Origin of the sequence: Nocardiopsis ansamitocini (assembly GCF_030268225.1) — a bacterium.
Lineage (GTDB): Bacteria > Actinomycetota > Actinomycetes > Streptosporangiales > Streptosporangiaceae > Nocardiopsis_D > Nocardiopsis_D ansamitocini.
Genome location: NZ_BSQG01000006.1, coordinates 56,596 through 83,521, shown reverse-complemented (window position 1 = coordinate 83,521; position 26,926 = coordinate 56,596). Strand labels below are relative to the sequence as shown.

General features: G+C 69.1%; 27 protein-coding genes and 1 pseudogene. 5 read left to right on the top strand and 23 right to left on the bottom strand.

What is annotated here, in order from left to right; translation table 11 throughout:
• Positions 1-128: 128 nt before the first annotated feature.
• Both radA and QSJ59_RS17540 read left to right on the top strand, forming a co-directional pair.
• On the top strand, positions 129-1,487 hold the full coding sequence (gene radA, locus QSJ59_RS17545; RefSeq protein WP_285760684.1) for a DNA repair protein RadA: 1,359 nt from the start codon (positions 129-131) through the stop codon (positions 1,485-1,487).
• A gap of 249 nt (positions 1,488-1,736) precedes the next feature.
• Positions 1,737-2,465 carry a GIDE domain-containing protein gene (locus QSJ59_RS17540; RefSeq protein ID WP_285760683.1) on the top strand — a complete coding sequence of 243 codons (729 nt, stop codon included), beginning with the start codon at positions 1,737-1,739 and terminating at the stop codon, positions 2,463-2,465.
• Between the two features lie 253 nt (positions 2,466-2,718).
• On the opposite strand, the gene QSJ59_RS17535 is transcribed toward QSJ59_RS17540, so the two are convergent.
• From QSJ59_RS17535 to QSJ59_RS17490, 11 genes are all read right to left on the bottom strand, one after another.
• Entirely contained in the window at positions 2,719-3,429 is a 711-nt protein-coding gene (locus QSJ59_RS17535) for a type 1 glutamine amidotransferase (protein WP_285760682.1), read from the bottom strand.
• 15 nt (positions 3,430-3,444) lie between these two features.
• Positions 3,445-4,701, bottom strand: a complete 1,257-nt coding sequence (locus QSJ59_RS17530; RefSeq protein ID WP_285760681.1) for a MurT ligase domain-containing protein — start codon at positions 4,699-4,701, stop codon at positions 3,445-3,447.
• Between the two features lie 244 nt (positions 4,702-4,945).
• Positions 4,946-6,868: a hypothetical protein gene (locus QSJ59_RS17525; protein ID WP_285760680.1), complete on the bottom strand. Its 1,923-nt coding sequence runs from the start codon at positions 6,866-6,868 to the stop codon at positions 4,946-4,948.
• A gap of 228 nt (positions 6,869-7,096) precedes the next feature.
• On the bottom strand, positions 7,097-8,605 hold the full coding sequence (locus tag QSJ59_RS17520; protein WP_285760679.1) for an RNA polymerase sigma factor: 1,509 nt from the start codon (positions 8,603-8,605) through the stop codon (positions 7,097-7,099).
• A gap of 243 nt (positions 8,606-8,848) precedes the next feature.
• Positions 8,849-9,154: a DUF1416 domain-containing protein gene (locus tag QSJ59_RS17515; protein WP_285760678.1), complete on the bottom strand. Its 306-nt coding sequence runs from the start codon at positions 9,152-9,154 to the stop codon at positions 8,849-8,851.
• Entirely contained in the window at positions 9,151-9,990 is an 840-nt protein-coding gene (locus tag QSJ59_RS17510; RefSeq protein ID WP_285760677.1) for a sulfurtransferase, read from the bottom strand. The genes QSJ59_RS17515 and QSJ59_RS17510 overlap by 4 nt, the downstream gene beginning before the upstream one ends.
• 20 nt (positions 9,991-10,010) lie before the next feature.
• A complete protein-coding gene (locus tag QSJ59_RS17505) occupies positions 10,011-10,487 on the bottom strand; it encodes a DUF4395 domain-containing protein (RefSeq protein ID WP_285760676.1) in 477 nt (158 codons plus the stop codon).
• Between the two features lie 122 nt (positions 10,488-10,609).
• The gene (locus tag QSJ59_RS24395) at positions 10,610-10,699 is read right to left on the bottom strand and encodes a putative leader peptide (protein ID WP_432707497.1); all 90 of its coding nucleotides are present in this window, start codon (positions 10,697-10,699) and stop codon (positions 10,610-10,612) included.
• Between the two features lie 368 nt (positions 10,700-11,067).
• Positions 11,068-11,391: a thioredoxin family protein gene (locus QSJ59_RS17500; RefSeq protein ID WP_285760850.1), complete on the bottom strand. Its 324-nt coding sequence runs from the start codon at positions 11,389-11,391 to the stop codon at positions 11,068-11,070.
• Positions 11,392-11,547: 156 nt separating this feature from the next.
• Positions 11,548-12,237: an LmeA family phospholipid-binding protein gene (locus tag QSJ59_RS17495; protein WP_285760675.1), complete on the bottom strand. Its 690-nt coding sequence runs from the start codon at positions 12,235-12,237 to the stop codon at positions 11,548-11,550.
• A gap of 190 nt (positions 12,238-12,427) precedes the next feature.
• Positions 12,428-13,621: a putative quinol monooxygenase gene (locus QSJ59_RS17490; protein WP_285760674.1), complete on the bottom strand. Its 1,194-nt coding sequence runs from the start codon at positions 13,619-13,621 to the stop codon at positions 12,428-12,430.
• Positions 13,622-13,806: 185 nt separating this feature from the next.
• On the opposite strand from QSJ59_RS17490, the gene QSJ59_RS17485 reads away from it, so the two are divergent.
• Entirely contained in the window at positions 13,807-14,688 is an 882-nt protein-coding gene (locus QSJ59_RS17485) for an HAD family hydrolase (RefSeq protein ID WP_285760673.1), read from the top strand.
• Between the two features lie 30 nt (positions 14,689-14,718).
• Here QSJ59_RS17485 and QSJ59_RS17480 read toward each other — a convergent pair whose 3' ends face one another.
• The 6 genes from QSJ59_RS17480 to hemL form a co-directional block, all read right to left on the bottom strand.
• Positions 14,719-15,636, bottom strand: coding sequence for a lysophospholipid acyltransferase family protein (locus tag QSJ59_RS17480; protein WP_285760672.1), 918 nt, complete (start codon positions 15,634-15,636; stop codon positions 14,719-14,721).
• A 105-nt stretch (positions 15,637-15,741) separates the two neighbouring features.
• Positions 15,742-16,746 (bottom strand): NAD-dependent epimerase/dehydratase family protein, encoded by a 1,005-nt coding sequence (locus QSJ59_RS17475; protein ID WP_285760671.1) that lies wholly within the window; start codon positions 16,744-16,746, stop codon positions 15,742-15,744.
• A gap of 130 nt (positions 16,747-16,876) precedes the next feature.
• A complete protein-coding gene (locus QSJ59_RS17470; RefSeq protein WP_078760640.1) occupies positions 16,877-16,975 on the bottom strand; it encodes a 30S ribosomal protein bS22 in 99 nt (32 codons plus the stop codon).
• 241 nt (positions 16,976-17,216) lie between these two features.
• Positions 17,217-17,852, bottom strand: a complete 636-nt coding sequence (locus tag QSJ59_RS17465; protein WP_285760669.1) for a histidine phosphatase family protein — start codon at positions 17,850-17,852, stop codon at positions 17,217-17,219.
• Positions 17,849-18,847 (bottom strand): LysR family transcriptional regulator, encoded by a 999-nt coding sequence (locus QSJ59_RS17460; RefSeq protein ID WP_285760668.1) that lies wholly within the window; start codon positions 18,845-18,847, stop codon positions 17,849-17,851. The genes QSJ59_RS17465 and QSJ59_RS17460 overlap by 4 nt, the downstream gene beginning before the upstream one ends.
• A gap of 173 nt (positions 18,848-19,020) precedes the next feature.
• Positions 19,021-20,313: a glutamate-1-semialdehyde 2,1-aminomutase gene (hemL, locus tag QSJ59_RS17455; RefSeq protein WP_285760667.1), complete on the bottom strand. Its 1,293-nt coding sequence runs from the start codon at positions 20,311-20,313 to the stop codon at positions 19,021-19,023.
• Between the two features lie 179 nt (positions 20,314-20,492).
• Here hemL and rraA point away from each other — a divergent pair.
• A pseudogene (gene rraA / locus QSJ59_RS17450) lies at positions 20,493-20,978 on the top strand (ribonuclease E activity regulator RraA).
• 91 nt (positions 20,979-21,069) lie between these two features.
• Here rraA and solA read toward each other — a convergent pair.
• The 3 genes from solA to QSJ59_RS17435 all read right to left on the bottom strand — a co-directional run bounded on the left by solA (position 21,070) and on the right by QSJ59_RS17435 (position 23,508).
• A complete protein-coding gene (solA, locus tag QSJ59_RS17445; protein WP_285760666.1) occupies positions 21,070-22,209 on the bottom strand; it encodes an N-methyl-L-tryptophan oxidase in 1,140 nt (379 codons plus the stop codon).
• A gap of 258 nt (positions 22,210-22,467) precedes the next feature.
• Complete coding sequence (locus tag QSJ59_RS17440) at positions 22,468-22,833, bottom strand: BP74-related protein (protein ID WP_285760664.1); 366 nt, start codon at positions 22,831-22,833, stop codon at positions 22,468-22,470.
• A 360-nt stretch (positions 22,834-23,193) separates the two neighbouring features.
• The gene (locus QSJ59_RS17435) at positions 23,194-23,508 is read right to left on the bottom strand and encodes a hypothetical protein (RefSeq protein ID WP_285760663.1); all 315 of its coding nucleotides are present in this window, start codon (positions 23,506-23,508) and stop codon (positions 23,194-23,196) included.
• Positions 23,509-24,052: 544 nt separating this feature from the next.
• Here QSJ59_RS17435 and QSJ59_RS17430 point away from each other — a divergent pair.
• A complete protein-coding gene (locus tag QSJ59_RS17430; protein WP_285760662.1) occupies positions 24,053-24,727 on the top strand; it encodes a formylglycine-generating enzyme family protein in 675 nt (224 codons plus the stop codon).
• A gap of 407 nt (positions 24,728-25,134) precedes the next feature.
• Here QSJ59_RS17430 and QSJ59_RS17425 read toward each other — a convergent pair whose 3' ends face one another.
• The 3 genes from QSJ59_RS17425 to QSJ59_RS17415 all read right to left on the bottom strand — a co-directional run bounded on the left by QSJ59_RS17425 (position 25,135) and on the right by QSJ59_RS17415 (position 26,891).
• Positions 25,135-25,683: an NUDIX domain-containing protein gene (locus tag QSJ59_RS17425; protein WP_285760661.1), complete on the bottom strand. Its 549-nt coding sequence runs from the start codon at positions 25,681-25,683 to the stop codon at positions 25,135-25,137.
• Between the two features lie 163 nt (positions 25,684-25,846).
• A complete protein-coding gene (locus QSJ59_RS17420) occupies positions 25,847-26,215 on the bottom strand; it encodes a VOC family protein (protein ID WP_285760660.1) in 369 nt (122 codons plus the stop codon).
• 268 nt (positions 26,216-26,483) lie between these two features.
• Complete coding sequence (locus tag QSJ59_RS17415) at positions 26,484-26,891, bottom strand: SSI family serine proteinase inhibitor (RefSeq protein WP_285760659.1); 408 nt, start codon at positions 26,889-26,891, stop codon at positions 26,484-26,486.
• Positions 26,892-26,926 lie beyond the last annotated feature (35 nt).

The window sequence follows — 26,926 nt, the reverse complement described above, 5'->3', positions numbered from 1 at the left end:
TTCGGATGCGCCCAACCGTGTCCCGGTTTCCACCATTTGATAACGAAATGAACACCCCCGCTGGTCATGAGTCCCCCGGTTTTCCCGACGGGTGCAGGAGTGTCGCTGCCAGGGGCTAGCGTGCTCCTATGGCCAGGTCTGCGAAAAGTACGTTCCGGTGCGGCGAGTGCGGTTGGACGACCCTGAAATGGGTCGGGCGGTGCGGTGAGTGCAGTGCGTGGGGCACCGTCGAGGAGGCCGGCGCGCCTGTCTCCGGCGGCATCGTCGCGGCAAAGGTCAGCATGCCCGCACGCCCCATCGCCGAGATCGACGTCGAGGCGGCCCAGGCCGCGCCCACCGGTCTGGACGAGCTCGACCGCGTACTGGGAGGCGGCGTGGTCCCGGGCGGGGTGCTGCTCATGGCCGGTGAACCCGGGGTGGGCAAGTCCACGCTGCTGCTGGAGGTCGCCGCGCTCTACGCCGACATCGGCCCCGTGCTCTACATCACGGGCGAGGAGTCGGCCGGCCAGGTCCGGCTCCGCGCGGAGCGGCTGGGCGCCCTGGCTCCCAAGCTCTACCTGGCGGCGGAGACCTCCATCGACACCGTTGTCGGCCACGTGGACGAGGTCGCACCCCGGCTGCTGATCGTCGACTCGGTGCAGACCATGAGTTCCCCGGACGCCACCGGAGTCCCCGGGGGCGTCACCCAGGTCCGCGAGGTCGCGGGCTCACTGATCCGCCTGGCGAAGTCCCGGGGTATCGCCACGGTCCTGGTCGGCCACGTCACCAAGGACGGGTCGATCGCCGGACCGCGCATGCTGGAGCACCTGGTGGACGTGGTGCTGCAATTCGAGGGCGACCGCCATTCCCGGCTGCGCCTGCTGCGTGCGGTGAAGAACCGCTACGGTCCCACCGACGAGATCGGCTGTTTCGAACTGACCGACTCCGGCATCATCGGGCTTCCCGACCCCAGCGGGCTGTTTCTGACCAGGCGCAACGAACCCGTTCCCGGCACCTGCGTGACGGTGACCCTGGAGGGCCGTCGTCCGCTGATCGCCGAGGTGCAGGCACTGGTGGCGCCGACCGCTCTTCCCCAACCGCGTCGCGCCACCTCGGGGCTGGACTCCGCACGCGTGGCGATGGTGATGGCGGTGCTGGAGAAGCGTGCCAACCTGCGGGTGGGAGCGTCCGATGTCTACGCGTCGACCGTTGGCGGGGTGCGCCTGGTCGAACCGTCGGTGGACCTCGCCCTGGCCCTGGCACTGGCCGGGTCGCACACCGACCTCGCCCTGCCCCGCGGATTCGTCGCGATCGGTGAGGTCGGCCTCGCCGGCGACGTCCGGGCGGTGAGCGGCATCCAGCGGCGGCTGCAGGAGGCACAGCGGCTCGGCTTCACCAAGGCCGTCGTCCCCAAGAACACCGAGGCTCCGGTGGAAGGCATCGAGACCATCGGAGTGGAGGACGTGGGCGAGGCCATGCGGATGGCCCTTCCGGCCAAACGGCGCTAGTCGCGGAACCCGCGCTCCTGTCGTTGCGGGCGGGCTCGGCCCGTCCGCCGGTCGCCCCTACCCGCTATCGGCCACGGCTGCGGTGCGCCTCCGTCCCCGCACGTTCCACCGCCTACGTCGTCCCCTGTCCGGACGCGCCTGCGACCGTGGACGTCGTCCGGCCGGCGGTGTTGCGCAGAGAACGCCGTGGGAACCGTCCCGGGGCCACGCGCATCTCATTCGGACACCCCACCTTCCCCAGAGGACACCATGAGCGGTTCGATCATCGCGGCCCTGATCCTCGCGGCTGTGGCCGCGTTGTTTTTCCTGTTCGGTTTCCTCGTTCGCAAGAAGCGGCTCGTGTTCATCGACACTCCGACCCTGACCGCTGCCCAGCTCGCGGAGGCGACCTTCCGTGCCGGAGAGGTCGTGGCCGAGGTGTCGGGGCGTACCGGGGCCGGCCCGGCGGGGCCGCTGTCAGGCCCCTACTCCGAGATTCCCTGCGTCTGGTACGAGACCACGGTCGTCCGGCACTACCGCAAGACCGAGACCGACTCCAAAGGCAACGCCAGGCTCGTCAACGCCACCGAGACGGTGGAGACCAACGAGTCCCACCAGGTGTTGACGATCAAGGACGCCACGGGCCGGGTGCTGTTCGAACCTGTGAAAGGCAGTGTGGACGGCGCCTCGCAGACCCATGAGCGCTACGAACAGGCCGGGCGGCGCGACCGCCGGTACGGTCATCGCCAGGGCACGACAGGTTTCACCTACCGGGAGCGGGCGCTCAAACCCGACGTCGCGGTCTTCGCGATCGGCCGGGTGCGTGCCCAGGACAGCACCCTGGTGATGGGCAAGCCGGAGAACGGGCCGTTCATGGTGTCCACCCGTTCCGAGGCGGAGCACCTGAAGAGCGGCTGGTTCTGGCAGCGGTTCTGGTTCGGTGGTTCACTGACGGCGGTCGCCGTGGCCATGGGCCTGATCGTCTACGACCTCCTCTGAGCCCATCCGACGTCACCGGACGTTCGCAGACGATGGGGCCGACGCCGGCCAAGAGGGGCCGGGGCCGCAAGGGCCAGAGGGCGCAAGCGGCACCCCCCGCGCCGGAAGGCGTGCGCCCCTTCCCCCGCACCGACCGGTGGACGGCCCCGGCGAGAAGCCAACGGTGCCCGCCCACCGGGCGGACGGCGCACACACGGCCGCGGCCCGCCCGCTCGTGACCGGAGGGGCGGGCCGCGGTCCGCGGCGCGACAGATCAGAGCGCGGCAGCCAGTCGCTCCTCGTGCAGCTTTTCGCCCCATGACGGCTGGAGAGGCGCGATCTCGCCGACCCGCCAGCGCAGCAGGAGGTCGGCCAGGGCCGGGTTGCGCGGCAACGCGGGACCGTGCAGGTAGGTGCCCAGCACCTGCCCCTGGTAGGCGCCCTCGGTGGCGTCGTCGTTGCCGATGCCCTTGACCGTGGTGGACAGCGGCCGGGCGGAGGGGCCGATGGCCGTGCGTCCCTGGTGGTTCTCGAAGCCGGTGATGCGACCGACGCCCAGCTCCGGAACGACGTCGGCGACGATCTCGCCGACCGCACGTGTTGCGCCGCGGCTGCTGCGCACGTCGAGGATCCCCACGCCGGGCAGCGGGTTGTCGGCGTCGTCACCGTAGCTCTCGCCGATGATCTGGTAACCGGCGCAGACCGCGAACACGGCGGCACCGCGGTCGGCCGCGCGCTTGAGGCCGCCGTCCGCACGCAACCGCTCGGCCGCGAGGATCTGCGGACGGTCCTCGCCTCCGCCCACCAGGTAGACGTCGCCCTCCACCGGGACCGGGTCGCTTGAGTGCACGTGCAGGGTCTCGGTGCGGATGCCGCGGAGTTCGGCTCGGCGGCGCAGGATCAGCACGTTGCCCTGGTCGCCGTAGGTGCTCAGCAGGTCCGGGTAGATCCAGACGATGCGCAGCGTGCTGCTGGTGTCGGTCATTGGGTGCGCTCTCCCCTACTGGACGCGGCCGTAAGCCGTGCGGATCTGCTGGAAGGCCGTGTAGTTGGCGATGACGTCGACCTTGGTGATGTCGGGCTGCTCCGACTTGAGCGTGGCAATGATCTGGTCCACGCGGTCGGCGATCTCGAAGGGCACCCCGTCGGTCTCCAGGCGCAGCGCGAGGTCGGTACGGCGTTCACCCATGACGAAGACGCGCCGTCCCTTGAGGACCGTGTAGTCCACGTCCCACAGCCAGGAGGTGTCCTTGCCGTCGGGGATCTGTGCGTTGACCGAGAGGATCACCGGGACCCGGGGCGGGTCCAGGACCGCGAAGGACTCCAGCCAGCCGGCCGGGTTCTTGGACAGCAACAGCCGCACCTCGACACCGTTGGTGACAACAGAGGTGTAGCGGCCGGCCACCGACTCGATCTCGCGCAGCCGCGGCAGCGCCTGCTTGGGGTGGATGCCGTAGGCGGCGGCGGTGGCCAGCGCGATGACGGCGTTGGCGCGGTTGGCGTCCCCGGGCAGGTTCAGCTGGAGCTTGAGCTCCTGGGCGTTGGGGTCGGTGACGGTGTCGTTGTCGTTGTCGACCGACCAGGTGGTGTCGGGCCGGCGCAGACCGCACTCGGGGCACTCCCAGTGCGGGTCGGGGTCACGCTTGAGGTGACCGCCGCATTCGGGGCAGCACCAGGAGTCCTCCTTCCAACGCTGTCCGGCGGAAACCCAGGTGGCGTAACGGGCACCGAGCCCGGCCCAGGCCACGAGGGGGTCGTCGGCATTGGCGATGACGTGGGTCTCGCTCTTGGCGAGCGCATCGCGCCATTTCTTGGCCAGCAGGTTGATTTCCGAGGCGCGGTCCATCTGGTCGCGGCTGAGGTTCATCAGGACCACGACGGCAGGCTTGGTCTCGCGCAGCACCTGGGGCAGGTACTTCTCGTCGGTCTCCAGGACACCGATGCGGGCGTCGGGGCTTTTGGCAAGGGCGGTGATGTGCCCGGTGGGCATGTTCGCGCCGTGCTCGTTGGTGGCGATACCACCGAGCTCACGTAGCGCCGACGTGATCAGCCGGGTGGTTGTCGTCTTGCCGTTGGTCGCACTGACCAGGGCGATCCGGCGTCCGCGGGCGAGTTTGGCGAGCAGATCCGGTTCGACCTTGAGCGCGACGCGCCCCCCGATGACCGAACCGTCGCCGCGGCCGGTGGCCCGGGACAACGAGGCCGCGCCCTTGCCCAGCGCAGCGGCCAGTTGGGCACGCAAGGGAAGTTCGCTCATGATCCCCACAACATTCGATGAAAAATACGATTCGCCTTCGCACGAGGCGGTCGCCCCAGCCTATTGCCCTGTCGAGCCCCCGGTGATCCGCCGCGTGATGGGGACTGTGTTCTTCACACGTCCGGAGCAAGGGGTTAACACGCGGTCGACCGACGCGTTCTTTCCTCGCCGGCCTTCCGCTTCGCCCTCTCCCGTCCCCCGTCTTTTGGGGGGGCGAGGTGCCTTGGAAAGCGCATACACCTGGTCAGACATCGGTGGCGCGGCGCCAGTCGAGACGCTCGGGGGGTGGACCGACGTTGGCGGGGGGCGGGGTCTGCGGCGGGCCCGCCACCCGTTCGGGCCCGGCCTCACCGGTGGTCATCAGAGTGGCGGTGGCCAGTGTGAGGATTCCGGGGTTGGCGTCGGCGAGGAGCGGGCCGTTCGCGCCGGGAACCACCATGGCGGTGGAGGGCAGACGCCTCAGGCCGTAGGCGTCCAGGCGCTGGTCGGTGAGACGGTCCGTACCGTCGGAACCGGCCGTGTCGTCGTGGTCGGCGGCCTGCGCGGTGGTCCTGCCCCAGTCGGTGGCCGAGCGCATGTGCCGGACCAGGTCCAAGGGCGCGATGGACTTGGCGGTGTAGCGGACCGGGACGGCTGCCGTGACGCTCTCGGCGGCGTCGGTGACGTAGGCGTCGGCCTCCTGGTCCTCCAGGGCGGCACCGATGATCTCGGTGAGACGGTGCAGTTCGGCACGGTGGCCGGCGCCCAGGAACCCGGCGAGCGCGGTGGCGGACTCGGCGTCCGGGGGACGCATCACGACCGGAAGACCGTCATCGGCGACCAGTGACTCCACGGCGTCCTCCCCCGCTCTGCGATACATCAGCACCAGACCGGCGGAGACTTTCGCTGCGGCGTCGGCCAGGCGCTGGACGGACCAGCCCGGTAGGGCGTCGGCCCCGCACAGCACGATGGTGTGCGCCCAGGGTTGCACCGGCCCGGTGGTGCGGGCCCGCAGGTCCAACAGCTCACTGAGGGAGTCGAGGGTGTAACTGCCGTAGGCCCGACCCGCGAAGTCCCCGGCCGAGCGGTCGGTAGCGATGATCTTGACCTGGGCGTAGGGCTCCTGTTCAGCACGGGTGCCCAGTCCCTCGAACGGGATGAGCGCTCGTTGCAGGTGCGGGCAGCGTTCCGACACAGCAGCGGTGTCCCCGGAGAACGCCTCGCGCAACTGCGCGCGCTCGCCGCAACTCAACAGGACCAGAGCGGGATCGTCGTGCGCGTCGGCCTGGCCCGGTAGTCCGAGCAGGCCGAGAGCGGCGGTGACGCGGGCCACGGAGGCGTCTGCGCCGAGGACCCCGAAGATCGTCACCAGGATTGCGTGGTCGGCCTCGATATCGGCACGGGGGTCGGTGGCGAGAACGGTGGAGGCGAGGATGTCGGCGCGGTGGCTCGCTTCCAGGTTGTTGCCGAGGTTCATTCGAGGCAGGTCGGCGGGCAGCACCCACACCCGCGGGATGAGGCCGCAGCGCTGGGTGAGTGCCACGAGTTGTCCGGCCAGTGCTTGGCCGGAAAGGTCGACGACGGTGAGGTCGCCGCCGTCGCGGAGCCTGGACGCCCCGATCGTGGTGAGCAGCGCCGACCAACCGGTATCGGTGCCGCCCACGACGGTCACCCTGCGTTTTCCCTGCGGGACCTCAAGCGAGTACCAGCGGGGCTGGGCTTCGTATGCCTGTTTGCGCTGCTGCCATTCGGCGTGGCGGTCGGCATGTTCTTCCTGTTGGAGGCGCAACCGCAACTCGCGTTCGCGCCGTTCTTCGGCAAGGCGGTCCTTCTCCTCGTTGAGGCGCTCGCCGACGGCCTGGCGGCCCTGTACGAGCGCAACGATGATCGGCAGGGCCACGACCAGGCAGCCGAGGAATCCGACGAGGGCCAGCAACAGGGGGAGTACCCGGACCATGACAAGCAGTGGGAACAGGGTCGCCAGCACGAACAGTGCGAGGAGCGCGAACAGGAGCGGCCGGTTGATGTCGGCCTCGGAGCGGCGCTGGGCGATCACCCACTCGGGTTCGAGGCCGGCCCCCTCCGCGGGGACCGGCCTGCGCGGCGGCGGTCCGGGGTCACGGACGAGTACCTCGTGTCGCCAGCCGAGATGGGTCTTGCGCCTGCGCGCGGGTTTGGCCTCGGGCACCGCTGAGTACCTCCCACCCGGCCGCGTGGAGGGCGGTCCGGGCCGATCACGACCAGAAACAGGGGCATGTTGTCGGGCTGTAGCAATGGTGTCACGCGGGAATGGGAAAAGGGAGTTATGCCGTCTTTTGGGTAGGCGGTATCGGATGTGTCGGGGCGTCTTGGCAGGTCCGGAAGCACGAGCCAAACGGAAGTTCCTGTTGGGGCGATGAACCGGGCCGCGCCGGGCTCAACCGGTCGGGGTCGGGTCCGGCGAACAGCTGGCCCGGCTGGTGGTGTGCGGACCGTTGGCCGAGGACGCGGTCCCGGGACCGCTGGCCACGACCGTCCATGTGACGGGGGCGTCCATCGGCAGCCCGACGGCTTGCGCCGACCAGGCCCCCCCGGTCGAGGTCATCGGTATCCGTTGCCCGCCATAGGGGGTATCGACCTCCAGTGCCACACGGGTCGCCTCTCCGTCGACGCCGGCCGACACCTGAAGTGTCCACGTCTGCACGCAGCCCTCCGGAGTGATGTCCTGACCGCTGGCGGAGGTGACCCGCATCGCGGGGCTCTGCGAAGGCGTCTCGTCGGGCGACTCCTCCGGTGGGATCGGGGGCTCCTCGTCGGGGGTGCCCGCGACCGGTCGGGGCGGGGTACCGACGGGTGACCGTTCGGAGGTCTCTCGTGGCTCGGGAACGAGTTGACGAGTCGAAGAGGACGGCTGTGGGAGGTGGTAGTGCGAGCGCTCCGGGTTGGCCGGCTCCAGGGAGACCACCGTGGTGACCTCGACCTCGCTCCCGGGTGCGATCCGGTCGGCCAGGATCGGCAGGACCAACCAGCCCACCAGGGCAACGACCAGCGCACCGGTCACCAGGGTGAGGACGGGGGACATCACGAGGGGCCGCACGGGGACGCGCGGCCGGGGCTCGGAACGGGCCGGTGCGGGGAATCCGTCGGCACGCAGGGGTCCGGCCTGGGCTGCGAACTCGGCGTGGTGCCCGTCGAGTTCGGGGTCGAAGGCGTTGGCCATCAACTGGTCCCGCAGGTAATGCGGTGCGGTGGCGATCGGCACCGCATCCACCAGGGCCTCAGGGGCGACCAGCCCGGCACTGCGGCGCTCGCACCGCGCACAGCCCGCCGTGTGGCGGACGATGCGTCTGCGCAACGGCGGGGTGGGTGCACCGTCGTGGTCGGCCAACAGCGCCCGCAGCCCACGGCAGTCGCGAATGCGGGCGAGCGCGGGCGGGCTCAGTGCGCGCTCCAGCCGGGCGCTGGCAGCACGCACGACCTCATCGGCCTGTCGTGTGGCGATCCCGAGCACCGCGGCCAGTCGGGGCCCGTCCAGCCGATGACGAAGAGCCAGGTGAACCACTTCGCGGTCGCGCGGATCGAGCCCGGACAGAGCGGTGCGTACCGAAGCGTGCGATTCCGGGCGGCCGACGGACCGAACGGAAACGGTGTCCGGTTCGGAGTCCTCCTCCACCAGGGGGAAGCGGTCACGGTCGCCCAGGGCACGGTGGCACTGGGAACGGGTGATGGCGTAGAGCCAGGGGCGGAGCATGGCGGGGTCGCGCAGTCGGGGGATCTGCTCTCGGGCGATGAGGAAGGTGTCGTGCAGCGCGTCGGTGGCAGCCTCTGGCTCACCGAGGAGTCGCAGGGAGTAGTCGTAGAGGCGATCGGCGTACCTTGTGTACGCCTCGCCCAACCCGTCTGGTCCGCCCACGATGATCGCGTGCACGATATCTGCGTCGCGCATGATCAAAGCCTAGACCCGTAGGGGTTTTCGGCACAGTCCGGCGACTGTGCCAAGACGGTCACGGAGCCGGGCCCGAGCGGGCTCGCTCGGTCTTTTGCGCACGTCTTCGGGGTAGCGGCGGTTACTCGGTGCAGTCGTGGACGGAGGTGCCCGACGGCCGACAGTGGACAGCGTCCGCCCCGGGTAGACGCCGAGCGCCGGCGGCGGGAAGTCTCTCCCGGCCACCGGCGCTCGGTGGAATCGCTAGGCGCTGACCTGGAGATCGATCACCGTTCCGGTTTGGGCCTGAACGGTGAACTCGTCGGTGAAGCCCTTGGAGGCCAGGACCCGGACCTTCCACTCGCCGTCGGCGGCGAAGAAACGGAAGGTGCCTTCGTCTCCGGTGACGACCTCGCCGGCGAATTCGCCGTCGTCGTTCAGCAGGCGCGCGTAGGCGCTACTGAGCGGTTGGCCGTCCCGGGTGACCGTGCCCTGGATGACTGCCTGGTTGCCGGCGTCGACTCCGGCGAGGGCGACCCCGCCGATGGGTGCTCCGCAGCTGTCGCTCACTTGGCCTCCCCGAGCTCCACCGGAACGCCGATCAGCGAACCGTACTCGGTCCAGGAACCGTCGTAGTTCTTGACGTTGGGAACGTTGAGCAGCTCACTGAGCGCGAACCACGCGATGGAGGAGCGCTCACCGATACGGCAGTAGGCGATGATCTCCTTGTCCAGGTCCACGCCTGCGCCGGTGTAGAGCTCGCGCAGCTCGTCCTCGGACTTGAAGGTGCCGTCCTCGTTGGCGACCTTGGCCCAAGGGATGTTGCGGGCGGTGGGAATGTGTCCGGGCACCTGGGAGACCTCCTGCGGCAGGTGCGCGGGGGCGAGCAGGCGGCCGGTGAACTCGTCGGGCGAGCGCACGTCCACCAGGTCCTTGGTGCCGATCGCGGCGACGACCTCGTCGCGGAAGGCACGGATCGAGGAGTCCTGGTCCTTGGCGACGTAGGTGGTCGCGGCGCGCGCGGGCACGTCCTCGACCAGCTCGCGGGAGTCCAGCTCCCACTTCTTGCGGCCGCCGTCGAGCAGACGGACGCTCTCGTGGCCGTAGAGCTTGAAATACCAGTAGGCGTAGGCCGCGAACCAGTTGTTGTTGCCGCCGTAGAGCACGACCGTGTGGTCGTTGCCGATCCCGCGGTCCGACAGCAGCTTCTCGAAACCCGCCTTGTCGATGAAGTCGCGGCGAACCGGGTCCTGGAGGTCCTTCTTCCAGTCGAGCTTCACGGAATTGCGGATGTGGCCCTTGTCGTAGGCGGACGCGTCCTCGTCGACCTCGACGACGACCACATCGGCGTCGTCCAGATGCGACTCGACCCATTCGGCGTCTACGAGGACATCAGTGCGGCTCACGGGGAACCCTCCTTGATTCATTACTGTCGTTGCTGCGCGGGTGCGTGGTGATCACCGTCGGGCCGGTCCGGGTGGGCGGCCCGATGAGTGAAGTCGGTGAGTCGGCGGATGAGCAGGTAGGTCTCACAGCCCAGGCAGAAACCGAAGGCGGCGTTGAGGAAGGCTGCGAAGAGCGCGACAGCGGTGGCGCCGATACCCAGCCAATCGCCCACGAAGAGGTAGCCGAGAAGGCCGATCAGGCCGAAGGCGAGGCCCACTCCCTGGGCGAAGCGCGGCGGAGCCGCGTCCTCCAACTCGCGCGGCGGACCGAGCCTGGGCCTGACCAACCGCGTATAGAGGAGTCCGTAGGGGGAGAACCGCAGCCCCAGCAGAACCGCGGCCGCGAACACCAGGGTCTGGACGGCGAGCAGCCAGGCGTTGGCGGTGACGAGGACGGAGGCGAGAACGAGGGTGGTGATGCCAGCGGCGAAGCGCTGCCCTCTGGGATCGACCTGCATTGTGGCTTCCCAGCTGCGTAAGCGATGCGAGAGAGATCTTCAGACACTGCGGCACCGCAAGAAAAGGGTGCGGGAGGAGGTCCGCGGCGGTCCGGGCGCCGAAGGGCGCGCGAAAGATCCGCTTAGCGGGCAGCGCGACAGAGCGCGGTGGCTACGCGGCAGAAATCAACCGCGCGCCGCTTCGTCAAAAGCGCGCCTGTCAGGAAAGTCACGCTCCCGATGGTACGTGTTCGCGAACACGATGTCACGGGTGGGGTGGTTCACAATGCCTGAAAAACCGATCTGGTTGGTCGGCATTCCTGTCGGATAGCAGGTGGCGCTGCCCGCGCCCGGCACGGGCGGACGAGCCCCTTCGTCCGATGGCCGAAAGATCCAGGGTGCCGGCAGGTGCGCCGGGAAGCCCCTTCCCCGTGTCGAGCAGGTCCGATCGGTCCTCGGCGCCGCGCCCGGCAAGCGCGGCCGGCGGCCGTGATCTCCTGGGCGAGGGGCACGGTCCCGGTTCTCCTCGTCTGCACCGCGTCCATGGGCCGCCCTCTCCCCGCTGCGCCGCACCGGGGAGGTCCGCACGCACGGACCGCGCCTATCCGGGGATGGCCCGGCCCAGCGCGGCGATGACGTCGGGTTTGGTAGGCGTCCCACTGGCACGGGTACTGACGCGGCCGTGGGCGTCGAGCACCAGAACAGTAGGGGTGCGCAGGATGTCGAGGCGGCGCACGAGGTCGAGATGGGATTCCGCGTCGACCTCGACGTAGGCCACCCCCGGAACCAGTCCGCTGACTTCGTGAAGAATTCTGCGGGCCGCACGACAGGGCTGGCAGAACGCGGTGGAGAACTGCACCAGGGTGGCCCGCTCCCCTAGCGCCTGGCCGAGGTCGGCAGGGGTCAGGGAGTCTTTGTCGCTCATGGCCGCCGCACTCCCCCGCCTTCCGGATTTTCTGAGCGCCGGGGTCCGGAACCGACCGCTGGAGCGTCGGGCCACCAGGCCGAGGACCGTGGCGAGCAGGAGTGCGACGACGAGTGCCGCACTCCCTGCGATCTGCACGGTTTCCATGGAAAGGACCTACTGGGTGAGCTGACCGCCGACGATCGGGACGTCGGTGCCCGTAGCGGTGGCCTGCACCCCGTTGGGCAGCAACTCGACGTCGGTGACCTGGAGGTCGAAGGGCAGTCGGGGAAGCTTGATCGACGGGGAGAGGCTGGTCTGGACCCACCCCTTGGGGATGATCTGCTCGCCGAGCTGGATCTCACCGGGGATGACCGTCAGAATGCCGTCCTCGACCTCGATCGTGAACTCGCTCTGGAGTGCGACGCTGAAGCCCTGGTAGGCGATGTCACCGGAGATCCTCGGCGTACCGTTCTCGGTCTCGATGACCACGCCCGGGGGCAGCCGCTTCTGGAGTTCGCTGTAGGGGAGAAGCACGGTGCCGTCAACGGTTCCGGCGACCGCCGTGGGGCTGGAGAGAAGATCGGCGAAGGGGGCGTTGACGTCGCTCAGTGTGGCGTCGACCCGGTCCACCTGGACGTCCTCGATGCTGAGTGCACCGGTGACGACCCGGATCTCGGAATACTGACCGTTGATCGCCTGGTTGAGGAACGGGATGCCCTCGATGGTGACCTCGGGCTCGGTCGCCATTCCGTACTGCTGGGCGATGCGCTTGGCGATCTCGTTCTCAGCGGCGTAGTGCGCGCCACGATCGGCTGCGACCAGCAGGATCAGCAGAAAAATCAGGAATACGAGGAACTTTCGCATCGGGCTTCCAGCACACTCCCGGTCGATCTGGCGAGTCGCGCGGCGCTTGACGACCGCACCTGACCCCGGACACGTTTAGGAGCGTACTTCAGGGTTGGACACCCTCCGGCTCCCGGGGGGAGTTCTCCCAGCGAACTTTGAGGAATACCCACTTTGCCGGGGCCCTGAAACCCCCTGGGCACCTTCGGCCTCAGCGAGGCATCAGCATGTCGACCAGGCCATCAGTGGCCGACGCCCCGGAAAGGGACAGTTCGATCACATTCGTCGCCACCACGTGCGGGGTCCGCCGGCGGGCGAAGTCGGCCACATGCGGCTGCTGCTCGTGCTCCTCGAGAGCGAGCTCGTCGCGGTAGATCGCATAGACGATCCGCTGCAGCGGGGCACTGGGCACGGTGTGACAGGCGAAGAAGAGGGTGTCGGGCTCGTGGCGGCGGACCTCCTCGACGACCTCGTCGGCGTCGTCGTCGAAGGCATCGGCGTGACCGTTGGCAAGCGTGTAGATGGTGATGACCCCGCACAGGCGGGGAGATGGCCGAGACGGAGCCACTGGCTCGTCGTCGTAGTCCGCACCGCGCCGCTTGCGCCGCACCGGCTGCTCCTTCTCGTCGGGTTCGTCGTAGTCGTCGTAGTCGTCGTCGAAGTCGTCGTCGTAATCGTCGAAGCCCTCCTCGTCCTCGTCCTGCTCCCGCGTGCGGCGTCCGCCCCTGCGGCGGCTGGAGCGCTCGCGATGGGGTGCGGTGGCCCGGATCAGCGCGACCCAGACCGCAGCGATGGCACCGAGGAGAATGACCTGGCCGAGCAGGCCGAGGCCCATCCGACCGACGAGCACCAACAGCAGGACGGAGAGGGCGATCAAGGAGAGGACGACGAACTGGTGCTTGGCCTGGCGGGGCTGCTCGCCCAGCCTGCGCCCGGCTACGATCGCGCACGCCAGCAGGGCGATCAGCGCGAACACGTCCACCAGGGCGATCGCGCTCATGGGAATGGCGGCGTAGTGGTCGGCCGCCGCCGGATACCCGTTGCCGTAGCGCCCGCGCAGCGGGTCCAGGGTGAGGACTGCCAGGGGGACGATGCCCAGGGTGGTGACGACCAGTCGCACGCCGAAGAGAGCGCGTGGCGACCGCACCACGTACTCGACCGCGCCCCACGCCAGCAGCAGCGGTCCCAGAAGGCTGACGCCGATCTGGAAGAGCCGGAACGTGAGCGGGGAAAACCCGAGCAGCGCTCCGGGGAACGCCGCGCTGAGCGCGATCGCGAGGATGAGGACCGCAGCGGTCCAGACTCCCGCAAAGAGCTCGGGCTTGCGGTACGTACGCGTACTGAGCGCCGCGGCGGCGCTCCATGCCACCAGGGCGCAGATGAATGCCAGTCCTACCTCGACCATCTCGACAATGATGCTGCACTTTCAGCCCAGAACGCGCACTCGGTGGGTAAAGCGGTCCCGCTTCCAGTGTGATCCTGCTGGCATCACGCCCAATAGACCCACCAAGATGTGACTTACCTCACCAAAGGATGTCCCTGACGAGCCGCGCGTAAGCAGCCTGCCACCGCTGGCCGTAGGCTCACAGCATGTGGGCGTATCTCCGAGACCGTGACCACGGCCGCGCCGCGCTCGCCGGGCAGGCCGCCGCCGCGGCCGCCGAGGCACTTCTGGCCGCCGAGGGCGAATACGAGCCGACCAGCAATACGCGTGGGGCGGCGTTCTTCGATGTGGACAACACCCTCATGCGAGGGGCATCGATTTACCATTTCGCGCGCGGTCTGGCCGCGCGCGACCTGTTCACCACCCGTGACCTGCTCCGATTCGGCTGGGGCCAGATGGTCTTTCGGATCAGTGGCAACGAGCAGCCCGAGCACATCAACGCCGCGCGCGAGGCCGCACTGGCCTTCGTCGCCGGGCACAAGGTCGACGACCTCGTCGAACTGTGCGAAGAAATCTACGACGACTCCATGGCCGACCGTATCTGGGAGGGCGCCCGTGTACTCGTGCAGCGCCACCTGGACGCGGGGCAACGCGTCTGGCTGGTCACCGCCACTCCGGTGGAGCTGGCCGACATCATCAAGCGCCGGCTCGGCCTGACCGGCGCGCTGGGCACGGTGGCCGAATCCGTGGACGGGGTGTATACCGGCCGCCTGGTGGGCGACCTGCTGCACGGTCCGGCCAAGGCAGAGGCGGTACGCGCCCTCGCCACCATCGAGGACATCGATCTCGGCGCCTGCACGGCCTACAGCGACTCCTACAACGACCTGCCGCTGCTGTCCATCGTGGGCCACCCCAATGCCGTCAACCCCGACGACGACCTCAACAGCCACGCCGACGCCAACGGCTGGCCGGTGCACGACTTCCGCAAGCACCGCAAGGCGCTCAAGGTCGGCGTTCCCGCGGCGATCGCGGGCGCGGTGGCCGGCGGCGTGGCCGTGAGCCTGCTGCGCAGGCGCGCACGCTCCTAGGCGGCCATGGCCGCGAGCGGGGCGCCCCTCCTAGAAGGGGTCGCCCCGCTCGATCACCAACCGGTTCAGGGTCTGCTGGATGGTGTCGTGCACCTGGTCGCCCACCTCGAAGATCACTCCGGGGTCGTCTGCGGCTTCGGGGGCGTACTTCTCGGTGCCCATCGGCTCGCCGAACTCGATGATCCACTTGGTGGGCAGCGGGATCAGGCCGAGCGGTCCGAGCAGCGGAAAGGTCAGTGTCACCGGAAAGTACGGCAGCTTGAGCAGCCGGGCCAGCGCCGTGAGGTCGCCGATCTTGGGATAGATCTCCTCGGCACCGACAACCGAGCACGGGATGATCGGCGAGCGGGTGCGCACAGCCGTGGAGACGAAACCGCCGCGCCCGAAGCGCTGGAGCCGGTAGCGCTCGCTGAAGGGCTTGCCCAGACCCTTGTAGCCCTCCGGGAAGACCCCGACCAACTCGTCCTGCCCCAGGAGCCGTTCCGCGTCTTCTGGGGTAGCGAGTGTGTGGCCTGCCTTCCGGGCGAGGTGGGACAGCACCGGAATGTCGAAGACCACGTCGGCGACCAACATCCGGAATCGACGCTCGGCCGGGTGGTGGTCGCGCAGCGCCACCTGGAGCATGAGGGCGTCAAAGGGCACCACCCCGGAATGGTTGGACACCACGAGGGCTCGCCCGGCGTCCGGGACGTTGTCCAGGCCGCGTACCTCGATCCGGAACCAGTTCTCGTACCAGACCCGGATCAGGGGCAGCAGGACCTGCTCGGTGAGGTCCTCGTCATAGCCGAAGTCGTCCACCGCGTAGGCGCCGGTCAGGCGACGTTCGCAGAACTCCAGGAACGCGTTGAGCGGCTCGGCGCGTTCCACCGCGGAGACCAGCGGAACGACCGGCGCGAGGCCGGGTTCGGCTGTGGTCGGATCGGTGGCGTCGTCGCCGGGCGTGGTCAAGGCTTTCCCCTCGTTCGTGAAGAGCAGCGCCACCGTGGCAGCACAGCACTGGCATCGTCATTATTTCGTGACAATGCCGGAAAGGGGGAATCGATCAGGAGTGGTTCAGGGCACTTCTCGCAGCTGGCGGCGGGGCCAGACCTGCCCGATGAAGCCCGCGGGCTCGCCGCCGTTGGTGGCCACGTAGCTGTCGAATGCTTCCTGGGAGGTGTAACTGGGCTCCCAGTCGAGGGCGCGTTCGAGCTTGCTCGCGTCCAGGACCCGTCCGTAGCAGAGCAGTCGCAACTGCTCGGGCGAGTAGTCCAGATGCCCCTTGCGGGCAAGGCCACCCAGGACTTTCAGACCGCGTGCGGGAACCGGCATCTCGGGGCGCCCCGCGCGGCGCAGGCACTGCGACAGCGGCATCGCACCCGGCGCGGCGACGTTGAAGACCCCGTCACGCTCGTTGAGCGCCATCCGACGGATGACCTCGACGCCGTCGTCCTCGTGGATGAACTGCATGCGGGGGTCGTAGCCCAGGACCGTGGGCACCAGCTTCAACCCGAAGTAGCGGGTCAGCGGGGAGTCCACCGAAGGCCCCATGAAATTGGCGAAGCGCAGCACCGAGATGGAGAGGTCGGGGCGTCGGCGGGCCAGTCCGCGAACGTAACGCTCGACCTCGACCGCATCCTTGGCGTAGCCGGAACGCGGGGTGTCGCGGGCTTCGAGGTCCTCGGTGTAGAGCGCGGGGTCGCGCGAGGAGGAGCCGTAGACGGCAGCGGTGGAGCGGACCACGAGACGACGCACGGTGCTGGAGCGCTGGCAGGCCGCCAGCAACTGCATCGTGCCCAGGACGTTGTTCTCCTTCATCTCCGCCCGGCCGCCCGCTGCCGAAGGGGTGGCGACGAGGCTGAGATGCAGGACGGTGTCGGCTCCGGAGTCGCGTACGACGGTGTCGACGCTGCCGTCGTGGAGTTCGGCCTTGACGAACTCGGTGCGCCCCAGCGGCTGCTGCGGCGGAGAGGAGTCCATTCCGATTACCCGGTCGATCTGGGGATCGGCCTGGAGGGCGTTCGCGACCCGGGCTCCCAGATAGCGGGAGACCCCGGTGACGAGCACGACGCGGGCCATAACGGGCACGCCTCCTTGACTTGCAGCGGGACGCACGGCACAGGAGAAAGAAGTGTCTCCGCGCCGATCACGAAACCGGGCCCCGCCATCAGGCGGGCCGGGATCGTGATGCATCCGCGGAGAGACGGGCCTACTTCTTGTTGCGGCGCGCGATGCGGGTCTTCTTGAGCAGCTTGCGGTGCTTCTTCTTGGCCATGCGCTTGCGGCGCTTCTTGATAACGGAACCCATGGGATCACCTCAGTTGCACACGATCAAAAGAGAACACGGCGACGGACTCGGGACCATCTCCGCATTCGCGGGGAGGATGGAGGCTCGACTCGCCGTCCTGCGAGTGCGGCAGCGCGCGTTGCACGCGGCCCGACACCAGGGCAGACCCGCCTCCGACAGAGGCGGCACCCGAAAAACTAGCCTACCCTCTTCGTCCGGGCCCTGAACGCAGGGCCGGGACGAAAACGTTGCGGATGCGCGATCACGCCCCCGGAACGACCCGGCCACTGGTGTAGAGGGAAGCTGCCGGCTCGGTGTAGGAGACGCTGACCAGCTTCTCCTCCTCGAAGGTCAACGACGTGACGCTTGCGAGGTTGCACTGGCGTCGATCGGGACGGTGCCACAGCCGTTGCTTCTCGGCTGCCCTCCGCGCCATCCAGATCGGCAGTTGGTGGCTGACGCAGACCGCTTCTCTCCCCCACGCCTCCTTGCGCACTGCGCGGATCACCTCGACCATGCGCTTGACGATGAAGGTGTAGGGCTCCCCCCACGAGGGCTGCATCGGGTTGTACAGCCGCCCCCAGTTGCGGGGATCGGCCACCGAACGGGGGTTGAACGGCTTGCCCTCGAACCGGTTGCCGGCTTCGAGCAGCCGCGCGTCCAGCCTGATCGGGAGGTCGAAGGCGACGGAGGCGGGCTCAGCTGTCTCCTGCGCGCGTTCCAGCGGAGAGGAGTAGAGCGTGGCGATGTCGCGGCCGTCGAACCATTTGGCTGCCAGTTCGGCCATCGCGTGGCCGCGCTCGCTCAGGTGGAAATCAGGCAGGCGGCCATAGAGAATCCCGTTGGGATTGTGTACTTCGCCATGCCGTAGTAGGTGGACGACGGTGGTCGTGGTCATCGTGGCGGAACCGTTTCCCTTCCGGATGCTGCCCCGGCTCGCGTCGTGCCGCTGGGCTGAAAAGACCGCGCCGGAGTGAACTCCGGGCGACTCCCTTCAACCGTATCGACCGCCGCGCGCAAGGCTGCCACCGTGGCCTGCACAGCGGGTCGACGGCCGGCCTCGGTGCGCCAGACGACGTAGACGTGCCGCACGAGCCGGGGCTTCACCGGCACGGTGACCACGCCGGGAGGCAGCAGGTCGCGCCCCAGCCTGGGCAGGACAGCGACACCCAGCCCGGTGGCCACCAGCGCCAGCTGAGTGGGGTACTCGGAGGAGAAATGCGCGATCTTGGGTTCCACGCCCCCGTGGCGCAGCGTGTGGGACAGCCAGGCGTGGCAGATGTCTCCGGGAGGTGCCCCCACCCATTTCTCCTGGGCGAGGTCGGTGACGGCCAGCCACTCCCGGCCGGCCAGTGAATGCCCCGCGGGGAGTGCGACCTCTGCGGGATCGTCCAGCAGGTGGAGCTTCTGCAGCCCATCGGGGAAGGGCAGGGGGGAGTTCTTCCAGTCCTGCACGACGGCGACGTCGAAATCGCCGCGCAGGACCTGGGGAAGCGCGGTCTTGGGGTCGCACTCGTGGAGTTCGACGGTGAGCTGGGGATGGATGTGGGCGATTCCGGTGAGCATCGTCGGCATGATCCCGCGCGAGGCCGTGGCGAAGGCGGCGATCTTGATCGTTCCGACGACGCTTCCGCGCTGGGCCTCCAGGTCCGCTTCGGCCTCGGCCACCATGCTGAGGATGCGCTCGGCATGGCCGACCAACAATTGTGCGGCATCGGTGAGCCGGACACCGCGCCCGTTGCGTTCCAGCAGGCGGGAGGAGGTCTCGCGTTCGAGTTTGGCGATCTGTTGGGAGACGGCCGACGTGGTGATCCCGAGGATTTCGGCGGCCGCGCTCACCGAGCCGTATTCGGCGACGGCGTTGAGCGCGCGTAACCGGTCAAGGTCGAGCATCCCATCAGCGTAAACCTGTCCTAAACGATCGGCTGACGAAATACGTAGCTCATCTGATCACAGCGAGGGCGACCGTGGTTGCACGCGTCCCGGAGCAGCGCGGTTCGCCCTCCGGGCGGGTGGAACCGATCGCCGTCGGACAACCGCGGCGGGCCGGGCCCGCCGCGGTCCGGTCAGGCCGCTCGGGCCGCGGCACGAGCTGCGGCGGGGAGTGCGGAGAGCACACGGTCCAGTGCTGCGTCGTCGTGGGCCGCGGAGAAGAACCACGCCTCGAAGGCCGCGGGCGGCAGGTAGACGCCCTGTTCCAGCATGGCGGTGAAGAAGGCCGCGAACTGCCCGGTGTTCTGGGCACGGGCCCCGTCGTAGTCGATGACCTCGGCGTCGGTGAAGAACACCGTGAACAGGCTGCCGCCGTGCTGGATACGGTGCGCCACCCCGGCTGCGGTCAGCTCCGCGGCGACAGCGGCTGACACGGTCGCGGCGGCGTGGTCGATGCGCGTATACACCTCAGGGTTGGCCCCGCGCAGCGTGGCCAACCCGGCCGCGGTGGCCAGCGGGTTCCCCGACAGCGTCCCGGCCTGGTAGACCGGTCCCCCCGGGCTGAGCTGGTCCATGAGGTCGGCACGGCCTCCGAACGCGGCGGCGGGCAGGCCGCCGCCCATCACCTTCCCGAAGGTCATGAGGTCGGGGACGACGCCCTCCAGCCCGAACCAGCCGGCCGCGCTCACCCGGAAACCGGTGAGGACCTCGTCCAGGACCAGCAGCGCACCGTGCCTGGCGGCGATCTCCTTGAGGCGGGCGTTGAAACCGGCCTGCGGCGGGACGACTCCCATGTTGGCGGGGCACGCCTCGGCGATGACGCAGGCGATCTGGTCACCGGACTCGGCGAAGACCCTCTCGACCGCGGCGATGTCGTTGTAGGGCAGCACGATGGTGTCCGCCGCGCTGGCGCCGGTGACACCGGGCGAGTCGGGCAGTGCAAAAGTGGCGACGCCGGAGCCGGCTGCGGCGAGCAGGGCGTCGACGTGGCCGTGGTAGTTCCCGGCGAACTTGACGACCTTGGGGCGTCCGGTGGCTCCGCGTGCCAGGCGGATCGCCGACATGGTCGCCTCGGTGCCGGAGTTGACGAGGCGGACCTTCTCCACGGGGGTACGGGCGACGATCTCCTCGGCCAGCTCCACCTCACCGGGGGTGGGCGCACCGTAGGAGGTGCCCTTGCCGGCGGCCTCGGCGAGCGCGGCGACGACCTCGGGGTGGGCGTGGCCGAGAATCAGCGGTCCCCACGAGCAGATCAGGTCGACGTACTCCTTCCCGTCGACGTCGGTCAGGTACGCGCCCTTGCCCGATGCCATGAACGGGGGCGTGCCCCCGACCGCTCCGAAGGCGCGGACCGGCGAATTCACCCCACCGGGGATGACGGCGCCGGCGCGTTTGAACAGCTCACGAGATGTCTGATGATTACCCACCCGTCCAGTCTCTCAGCTGCGGAGACAGCCCCGTATCGGGGACCGGTCGAGCGGCGAGCCCTGATCAACGGTGTCCCCGGCCACTTCCGCGGGCGGCCCCGGACCGGTGCCGGGCACGAGGAAGCACGATGGGTAGCGTGGCTGGGCGGGACCGCCCGGAAGCGAAGAAGGAGACCGCCATGGCCGGGAGCCCCGCCACCGCCGGCCTGATCGACGACCACGGCGACTCCATCGCCAGTTGTGCGACCCGGTTCCGTCAGTTCGGCGGGGCGTGCGTCTTTTCCGGACCCATCGAGACGGTCGCCTGCCACGAGGACAACGCCCTGGTCAAGGAGCAGTCGGGGTAACCGGGTCGTGGCCGGGTGCTGGTGGTGGGCGGCTGCGGGTCGCTGCGCGGCGCGCTCATGGGGGACATGATCGCCAAGGCGGCGGAGGCCGACGGTTGGGCCGGCGTGGTCATCAACGGGGCGGTGCGCGACGTCGCTGAGCTGTCGCCCCTGCGTCTGGGCGTCAAGGCGCCGGGGCCCGACCCCCGCACGTCCGCCACGGCCGGGAAGGGACTCGTGGGCGCCCCGGTGTTCTTCGGCGGCGTCCTCTTCTCCCGGGGCGGCCGGCTCCACAGCGACGAGGACGGCACCGTGGTGGCCGAGGAGCACCTGGGTTGACGAGGACTTCGTTTCCGATTCCGTGTCCGACCGGGCGGACGCCGTGCGCGGACGGCTCTCGTGAGGACGCGCGCCCGGGAACCGCCGTGGCCTACCGTCTCCGGGCATCGAACAGGGCGATGGGGTGTCGAGTCGTCCCCTCCACCGCGAGGTCGGCGAGGATCTCCCCGATCACCGGCACGAACTTGAAGCCGTGGCCGGAGAAGCCGCACGCCACTGTCACCTGTGGATGCTCCGGATGGAGCGACACAACGAAGTGCGCGTCGGGAGTGAGCGTGTAGGTGCACGCCGCTCCCCTGACCAGGGGGCCGGCCAGGGCCGGGATGCGAGGGCGCAGGAACGTCCGCAGCGCCTCGGCCTCGACGTCGTGGATCTCGCGGTCGAGCCGGTCCGGGTCGGCCCGATCCCCCACCGAATGGAAACCGACCTTGACCCCGCCGCCGGGGCCGTCGAGAGCGGGGAAGCCGTAGACCTCGCTCCCCGCCGACTCCTCCCAGATGTAGACGGGATGACGGGCGACGTCGAAGGCAGCCGTACCGCCCTCGGGGGCGAACCAGTACATGACCCGGCGTTCCACCCGGAGGGGGACCGCGAGCCCGGGGAGCAGCTTCGGGGCCCAGGCACCGGGTGCCACGACCAGCCGACCGGCCGTGACGACACCGTTGGGGGTGGTGACCCGCACGCCTCCCCCCTCGTCCGCGGTCCAGTGGAGTGCCGGCGTATGGAAGCGCAGCTCTGCTCCGGAGCGTTCCGCCACCGTCAGGTGGGCGGTCACTGTGGCCTCCGGGCGGGCAACTCCCCCTTGGGACTCGTAGAAGGCCACCTCGTCGCTCCCCGGGGTGAAGGTCGGGAACCGGCGACGGGTCTCGACCGCGTCGAGGAGTTCGTGTTCCAGTCCCCACTCGTCGGCGCTGCGCAGGCATCCGTCGACCATCGGGCCGCCCTCCTTGCCGACCGTGAGGAAACCGGTCCGGGTGAAGACGCTCTCCCCTGCATCGCGCCCGAGCTGGTCCCATAGTTCCCGGGCCCGCAGCAGCAGCGGTACGTACTGGGGGCCCTCGGCGTAGCTCTGCCGGTAGATGCGGGAACCGCCGTGACTCGCGCCGAGGCTGTGCGCCGGACCGAACTGCTCCAGGCCGAGCACTCGCTGTCCGCGTCGGGCGAGGTGGCAGACCGCCGCGCTGCCCATACCGCCGAGGCCGATCACGATGACGTCGTATGAGGAAGGCATGACGGGACTCTACGCAGCTCAGAGCGTGGGGGCCACGTGGTTGCCCGCGAGGCGCGCGGACGACGACCGTATCCCGCGTATCCCGCGGGGTTGCCCCCTCCGCCGCTGGTGTGGCACGGCGGGGAGGCCAACGGACGATGACCGGTGCTTCTTCCCACCTCGCGATATGCGGAAGCGCTTCCCTGCCTCGGGTGGAACCGGCCGGCGCATCGTCCTCACGACTCCTTCGGGACGAACGGCTGCCCCGAAGGGGTCCGGTCAGACCGCGGCCACCTCGGCTGCCGGGACCTCGCGGGTGACCTTGGAATCCCACGGGCACCAGAAACATCCCGGCAGGAAGGCGCCGCACGCCTCATCGAGGTGGTCGTTGACGTAGTGGGGAGAGGCGTCGCACACCTCGATCGCCATCGTGAAGAACGAAATGGTGTCGGGATCGAAGTGGAAGTCCCAACGGGGGTTGTAGTCCTTTCGCTGCTTCCTGATCCTGCCCATGACATGCACGGATTCCGTCTCCTCGCCGGAGACGATCCGGCGGGCCTCGGCGATTCGCGCCTCGCTGGTGAGCTTGAAGATGAACTCCGGATGGCCGTTGGCGGTGAAGGCGAAGTAGACGGGGTCGCTCATATCCGTACTCCTCGTGAAGTGTGCAAACCAGTTCTGAACAGGGATGGGGCCCCACCCAGAAATGGACGCTACCCCAAGTCGCCAATCGATTTCGGAGAGTTTTCACCCTTGGCCGGTGGACACCATCGGGCGAACTCGGCCCCGGAGGAGCGAGTGTCGAGCTCGCCCCCAGGGGACCCCCTGGCAGCCGAGCCGGGGCCGCGCGACGGCATGGCACACGGTTGTGCACCCCGCTGCGCCCGCACGGGATGCACAACGCGAACGGCCCGGTCGAAGGGCGCTGCTTCGAGCCACGAGCGAACTCGGCGGACCGCTTCGGGCGGTCGTCCCGCACCCCGGGAGCGGGCGCCGACCGAACGGCTACTCCTCGCCCAGGATCCGGAGCGAACTCACGGCCGGAACGTCCAACTCGTAGGTCTCCCCCGCGGCCACCGCACCGATACGCCCGTCACACGCACCGTTCTCGAACAGCACAATGGTGCGGTCGGTCTTGTTGCGCACCCTGCTGGCGGAGAACTGCGAACCGTCGTCGCTGCTGTTGTAGCACTCCCCGCCCTGGGGTGCGGAGATCGTGTACTCCGTGTTGTTGAGCGGGTCCCACAGCAGGATGTCACCGTGGGCGGCCTGGGCCGGAAAGACCGTGACCAGGATCAGGGCCGCGGCGGCCGTACACATACCGAGGACGCGAGGCGCCCTGGGCCCCGTCGGACCGGTGACAGCCGGTACCTCGACCGAACGCCGGACGACCAGCGGCGGCATCCCGTCCGCAACCGGGGACGGGGCGGCCCGGCGAACCGGCGCGGACTGTTCGCGCACCGCCCGCACATCGATGGCGCGTCTCGCCGCGCCCGGGCGGATCCGTTCCCCTCGAACCCGGCGGGCCGGGCAGGCGCCCCCCGGCAACGATGCCCTGCGAAGTCTGGGGACAGAGGTCGGAGCCGCTGGAGAAAAGAGCATCGTTCGCGCTCGGGGCCCATGAGTTTTCTGCACTCTTCTTCGGCCTTCTCGTAAGGATCGGACTGAATCTGCGGACAGACCGGGCCGATGGCGCCCGATGCGGTGGGAACGCACCGCAGGACCCACCAACCACTAGATGACTCTAGGTAACCGATTATAGAGAATCACTACACAGAGTAATTACTCGCCACGCCATGCGCCCGGGCATGCGACCCGACGGCGGACGTCGGCGCACGGCATCGGACGGCTAGGATCATCGCCCATGAACGCGCCTGCGGAGAACACGATGGTGGCCGTCTCTCCGGGGCAGGTGATGCTGTCGGACCGGCGGACGCAGCGCACATGGTCAGTCGAGGTCGCGCCGTACGAACTCGGCACGTACCCGATCACCCGGGCACGCTATGCACAGGTCACCGGCCGGCAGCCGGGCACCGCACGCGGTGACCGGTTGCCGGTCGAAGGCGTTTCCTGGTGGGACGCGGTTCGGTTCTGCAACACACTGTCCCGACGCGAGGGCCTGACCCCCGTGTACGACCTGCATGCCGGTACGGAGACCGCCGGGTGGAACACCTCCGCCGACGGGTACCGGCTGCCGACCGAGGCCGAATGGGAACACGCCTGCCGGGCCGGTACGACCGGCGCACGGTACGGGGAGCTCGACGCGATCGCTTGGCACCGCCGCAACTCAACCGAACGGGCCCACTCCGTGGGCGGCAAACAGCCCAACGCGTGGGGCCTGTACGACATGCTGGGCAACGTCTGGGAATGGTGCTGGGACGTCTACGACGCGGAGGTCTACGGCACCTACCGGGTACTGCGCGGCGGCGGGTGGGCGGACGAGCACTGGAGCTGCCGGGCCTCGGTGCGCCGTCGCAGTCATCCGACCTTCCGGATCGACGACGTAGGTTTTCGCATCGCGCGTTCCCCCGTGTGCTGATACGCGACCGCCCACCACCGACGCGGTGAACGCGATGGGGCACACACCGGTGCCCCGGGGGCGTAGGAACGCGGGTTCACCTTCCCCGACTGACACGGAACGGAAGACGCGCAGAGGGTCGATCGGGCGCTCTTCGCCGGGCACCGGTAGGTGGAGAGAGCTCCCCGCGCTCGGGGGGCGTGTCCCGGGATGCGGACGCTGCTTCTTGACGTCACTCCTATGACGGGAAGCCCTGGCACCTGTGCGCTGCTTTTTAACGCCGGTGCCCGCCGGCCAGCGATCGTGAGAGGGTGACGCGACGCTCCAGGAACAGCCCCTACCCGGGGCTTTGGCCGCCTAAGCTGCGACGGGGCGGAAGTGTGGCCGGTTTTTCGTCCCTGTCGGGCGAAGCCCGTGGACCGAACCGGTCAAGAAAGGAACGTCTGCCTGTCGGGGCGGGCATCCGGAGTCGTTTCGCGAGGCTCGTCCACCCCGCCCGTCGACGGCCGACCGAGCGGTTCGCCGTTCTCCAGGTAGGCGATCGCACCTTCTGCCCGGGCCTGGACGGCATGGGTGATTCGGCGGGCCAGGCGGGGCGTGGTCCGTTCGTGGAGCACGGCGACGTCGTGGAAGCCGTAACCGGTCAGCTCGACCTGGTCGAGGACCACGGCGTCGAGATGATCCTGTGCCAGTCGCCCGCCGTCGAAAATGAACAGCTGCTTGTCCCCCTCCACGCGACTGGGCGCCCAGTCGATGGCGAGCAGCCGACCGATGGGCGGTTCGATTCCCAGTTCCTCCTGGACCTCCCTGGCGGCCGCGCGGCTCGGCGTCTCCCCGTGCTCGATGTAGCCGCCGGGAAGGTCACGGTGGTTCTTGTAGGAGGGGACCACCAGCATCACGTGCCCCTGCCCGTCGAAGAACAGCACGCCGGCCGCTGCTCGGGGGCGGGAGAAGGACTCCGTGGGATCAGCGCTCATCCGCCCGACCCTAGTAGCGGCACCGGGCCAGGGTCCATCTCCGAGCGTTCGGGGTTCACCGCGGCCGACCGGAACGCGACCGTCCGCGGTCCTGACGAGATCCCCGCCGGCAGTGCTCGGCTCCTCGGTGTCCCGAGCCCTGTGGTGACATCGGCCGGGGCGCTCACCTGCCCTCGATGCCGATGACGGTGCCGAACGGGTCCACGATCTGGGCGATGCGGCGTCCCGGCCGCACATCGAGAGGGCCCCGGTGGCGGGTGCAGCCCACTGCCAGCAATGACTCCAGCGCCTGCTCCAGATCTCCTTCCACGGCCCAGTAGACGACCGGACTGGCACCGCGGGGGTTGCGCTCGTCGTCGGCGGGGTGGAAACCGTACTCGACCCCGCCGAGCTCGATCCACGCGTAGACCGCCCCGTGCGGCGCCACATCGCGGTGCACGGTGACACCCAGGACATCGGCCCACCACCGGGCGGACACGTCGGGGTCATCGGCGACGACCATCACGGCGGCGACACGGCGGAAAACGAGCACGGACCCTCCTTGACCAGACGGGCGAAAGGCACCGCACGCCATCGCGTCCTCTCCTGCTCGGCACGACTTTCCCGAACCACCATCGGTACTGCCGGAAGTCGGTACTGCCGGAAGTCGGTGCCATGTGGCCCGCAGAGGGGGCATCCCTGCGGGCCACGCCGGCCGGGCGCTACGTGGCGGTTCCCTCCGGAACGCGGGAGCGGATGCTCGTGGGCGCCACGCCGCCCTGTCTCTCGGGCCGCTTTCACTGTCGCCGGGCATACACCTGTCAGAAGTCGAAGACCGGGTCCGTCGCCGACCACAACACACAGGCGTTGGGGTACGTCCTGGTCCAGTCGACGGAACGCCCGCGGTGCTCGCCGACTGCGGTGGCGGTAACGGGGTCGTACTCCTTGGTACAGGGCCGCGGCCTGCCCGGCAGCGCATCGAGGTCGCCACGGGCCCGGTCCAGCGCCGCGCAGGCCGCTTCCGCGTTGGGGTGGTCCCCGCCCCTGCCCGATTCGCAGTCCAGATCGACCCCGCGGATCCACGTGTCGTTGGAGCCGGAAACCGTGAGGAAAAGCCCCGGCCCCACCGGGGCTGCGCTCGCCGACTGCACAACCACGAGTGGACCGGCCAGTACCGCGGCGACCAGTGAGGCACCGGCGATCCGCCGGGCAAAGGTGCGAGCGATCATGGGACCATCATCACCCAGCAGCACGTCTATGCAGG

Coding starts and splice junctions, on each gene's coding strand:
- radA (WP_285760684.1), top strand. CDS start 129: ATGGCCAGGTCTGCGAAAAGTACGTTCCGGTGCGGCGAGTGCGGTTGG.
- QSJ59_RS17540 (WP_285760683.1), top strand. CDS start 1,737: ATGAGCGGTTCGATCATCGCGGCCCTGATCCTCGCGGCTGTGGCCGCG.
- QSJ59_RS17535 (WP_285760682.1), bottom strand. CDS start 3,429: ATGACCGACACCAGCAGCACGCTGCGCATCGTCTGGATCTACCCGGAC.
- QSJ59_RS17530 (WP_285760681.1), bottom strand. CDS start 4,701: ATGAGCGAACTTCCCTTGCGTGCCCAACTGGCCGCTGCGCTGGGCAAG.
- QSJ59_RS17520 (WP_285760679.1), bottom strand. CDS start 8,605: ATGCGCGACGCAGATATCGTGCACGCGATCATCGTGGGCGGACCAGAC.
- QSJ59_RS17505 (WP_285760676.1), bottom strand. CDS start 10,487: ATGCAGGTCGATCCCAGAGGGCAGCGCTTCGCCGCTGGCATCACCACC.
- QSJ59_RS17500 (WP_285760850.1), bottom strand. CDS start 11,391: ATGAGCGACAAAGACTCCCTGACCCCTGCCGACCTCGGCCAGGCGCTA.
- QSJ59_RS17495 (WP_285760675.1), bottom strand. CDS start 12,237: ATGCGAAAGTTCCTCGTATTCCTGATTTTTCTGCTGATCCTGCTGGTC.
- QSJ59_RS17490 (WP_285760674.1), bottom strand. CDS start 13,621: ATGGTCGAGGTAGGACTGGCATTCATCTGCGCCCTGGTGGCATGGAGC.
- QSJ59_RS17485 (WP_285760673.1), top strand. CDS start 13,807: ATGTGGGCGTATCTCCGAGACCGTGACCACGGCCGCGCCGCGCTCGCC.
- QSJ59_RS17475 (WP_285760671.1), bottom strand. CDS start 16,746: ATGGCCCGCGTCGTGCTCGTCACCGGGGTCTCCCGCTATCTGGGAGCC.
- QSJ59_RS17470 (WP_078760640.1), bottom strand. CDS start 16,975: ATGGGTTCCGTTATCAAGAAGCGCCGCAAGCGCATGGCCAAGAAGAAG.
- QSJ59_RS17465 (WP_285760669.1), bottom strand. CDS start 17,852: ATGACCACGACCACCGTCGTCCACCTACTACGGCATGGCGAAGTACAC.
- QSJ59_RS17460 (WP_285760668.1), bottom strand. CDS start 18,847: ATGCTCGACCTTGACCGGTTACGCGCGCTCAACGCCGTCGCCGAATAC.
- solA (WP_285760666.1), bottom strand. CDS start 22,209: ATGCCTTCCTCATACGACGTCATCGTGATCGGCCTCGGCGGTATGGGC.
- QSJ59_RS17440 (WP_285760664.1), bottom strand. CDS start 22,833: ATGAGCGACCCCGTCTACTTCGCCTTCACCGCCAACGGCCATCCGGAG.
- QSJ59_RS17435 (WP_285760663.1), bottom strand. CDS start 23,508: ATGTGTACGGCCGCCGCGGCCCTGATCCTGGTCACGGTCTTTCCGGCC.
- QSJ59_RS17430 (WP_285760662.1), top strand. CDS start 24,053: ATGAACGCGCCTGCGGAGAACACGATGGTGGCCGTCTCTCCGGGGCAG.
- QSJ59_RS17425 (WP_285760661.1), bottom strand. CDS start 25,683: ATGAGCGCTGATCCCACGGAGTCCTTCTCCCGCCCCCGAGCAGCGGCC.
- QSJ59_RS17415 (WP_285760659.1), bottom strand. CDS start 26,891: ATGATCGCTCGCACCTTTGCCCGGCGGATCGCCGGTGCCTCACTGGTC.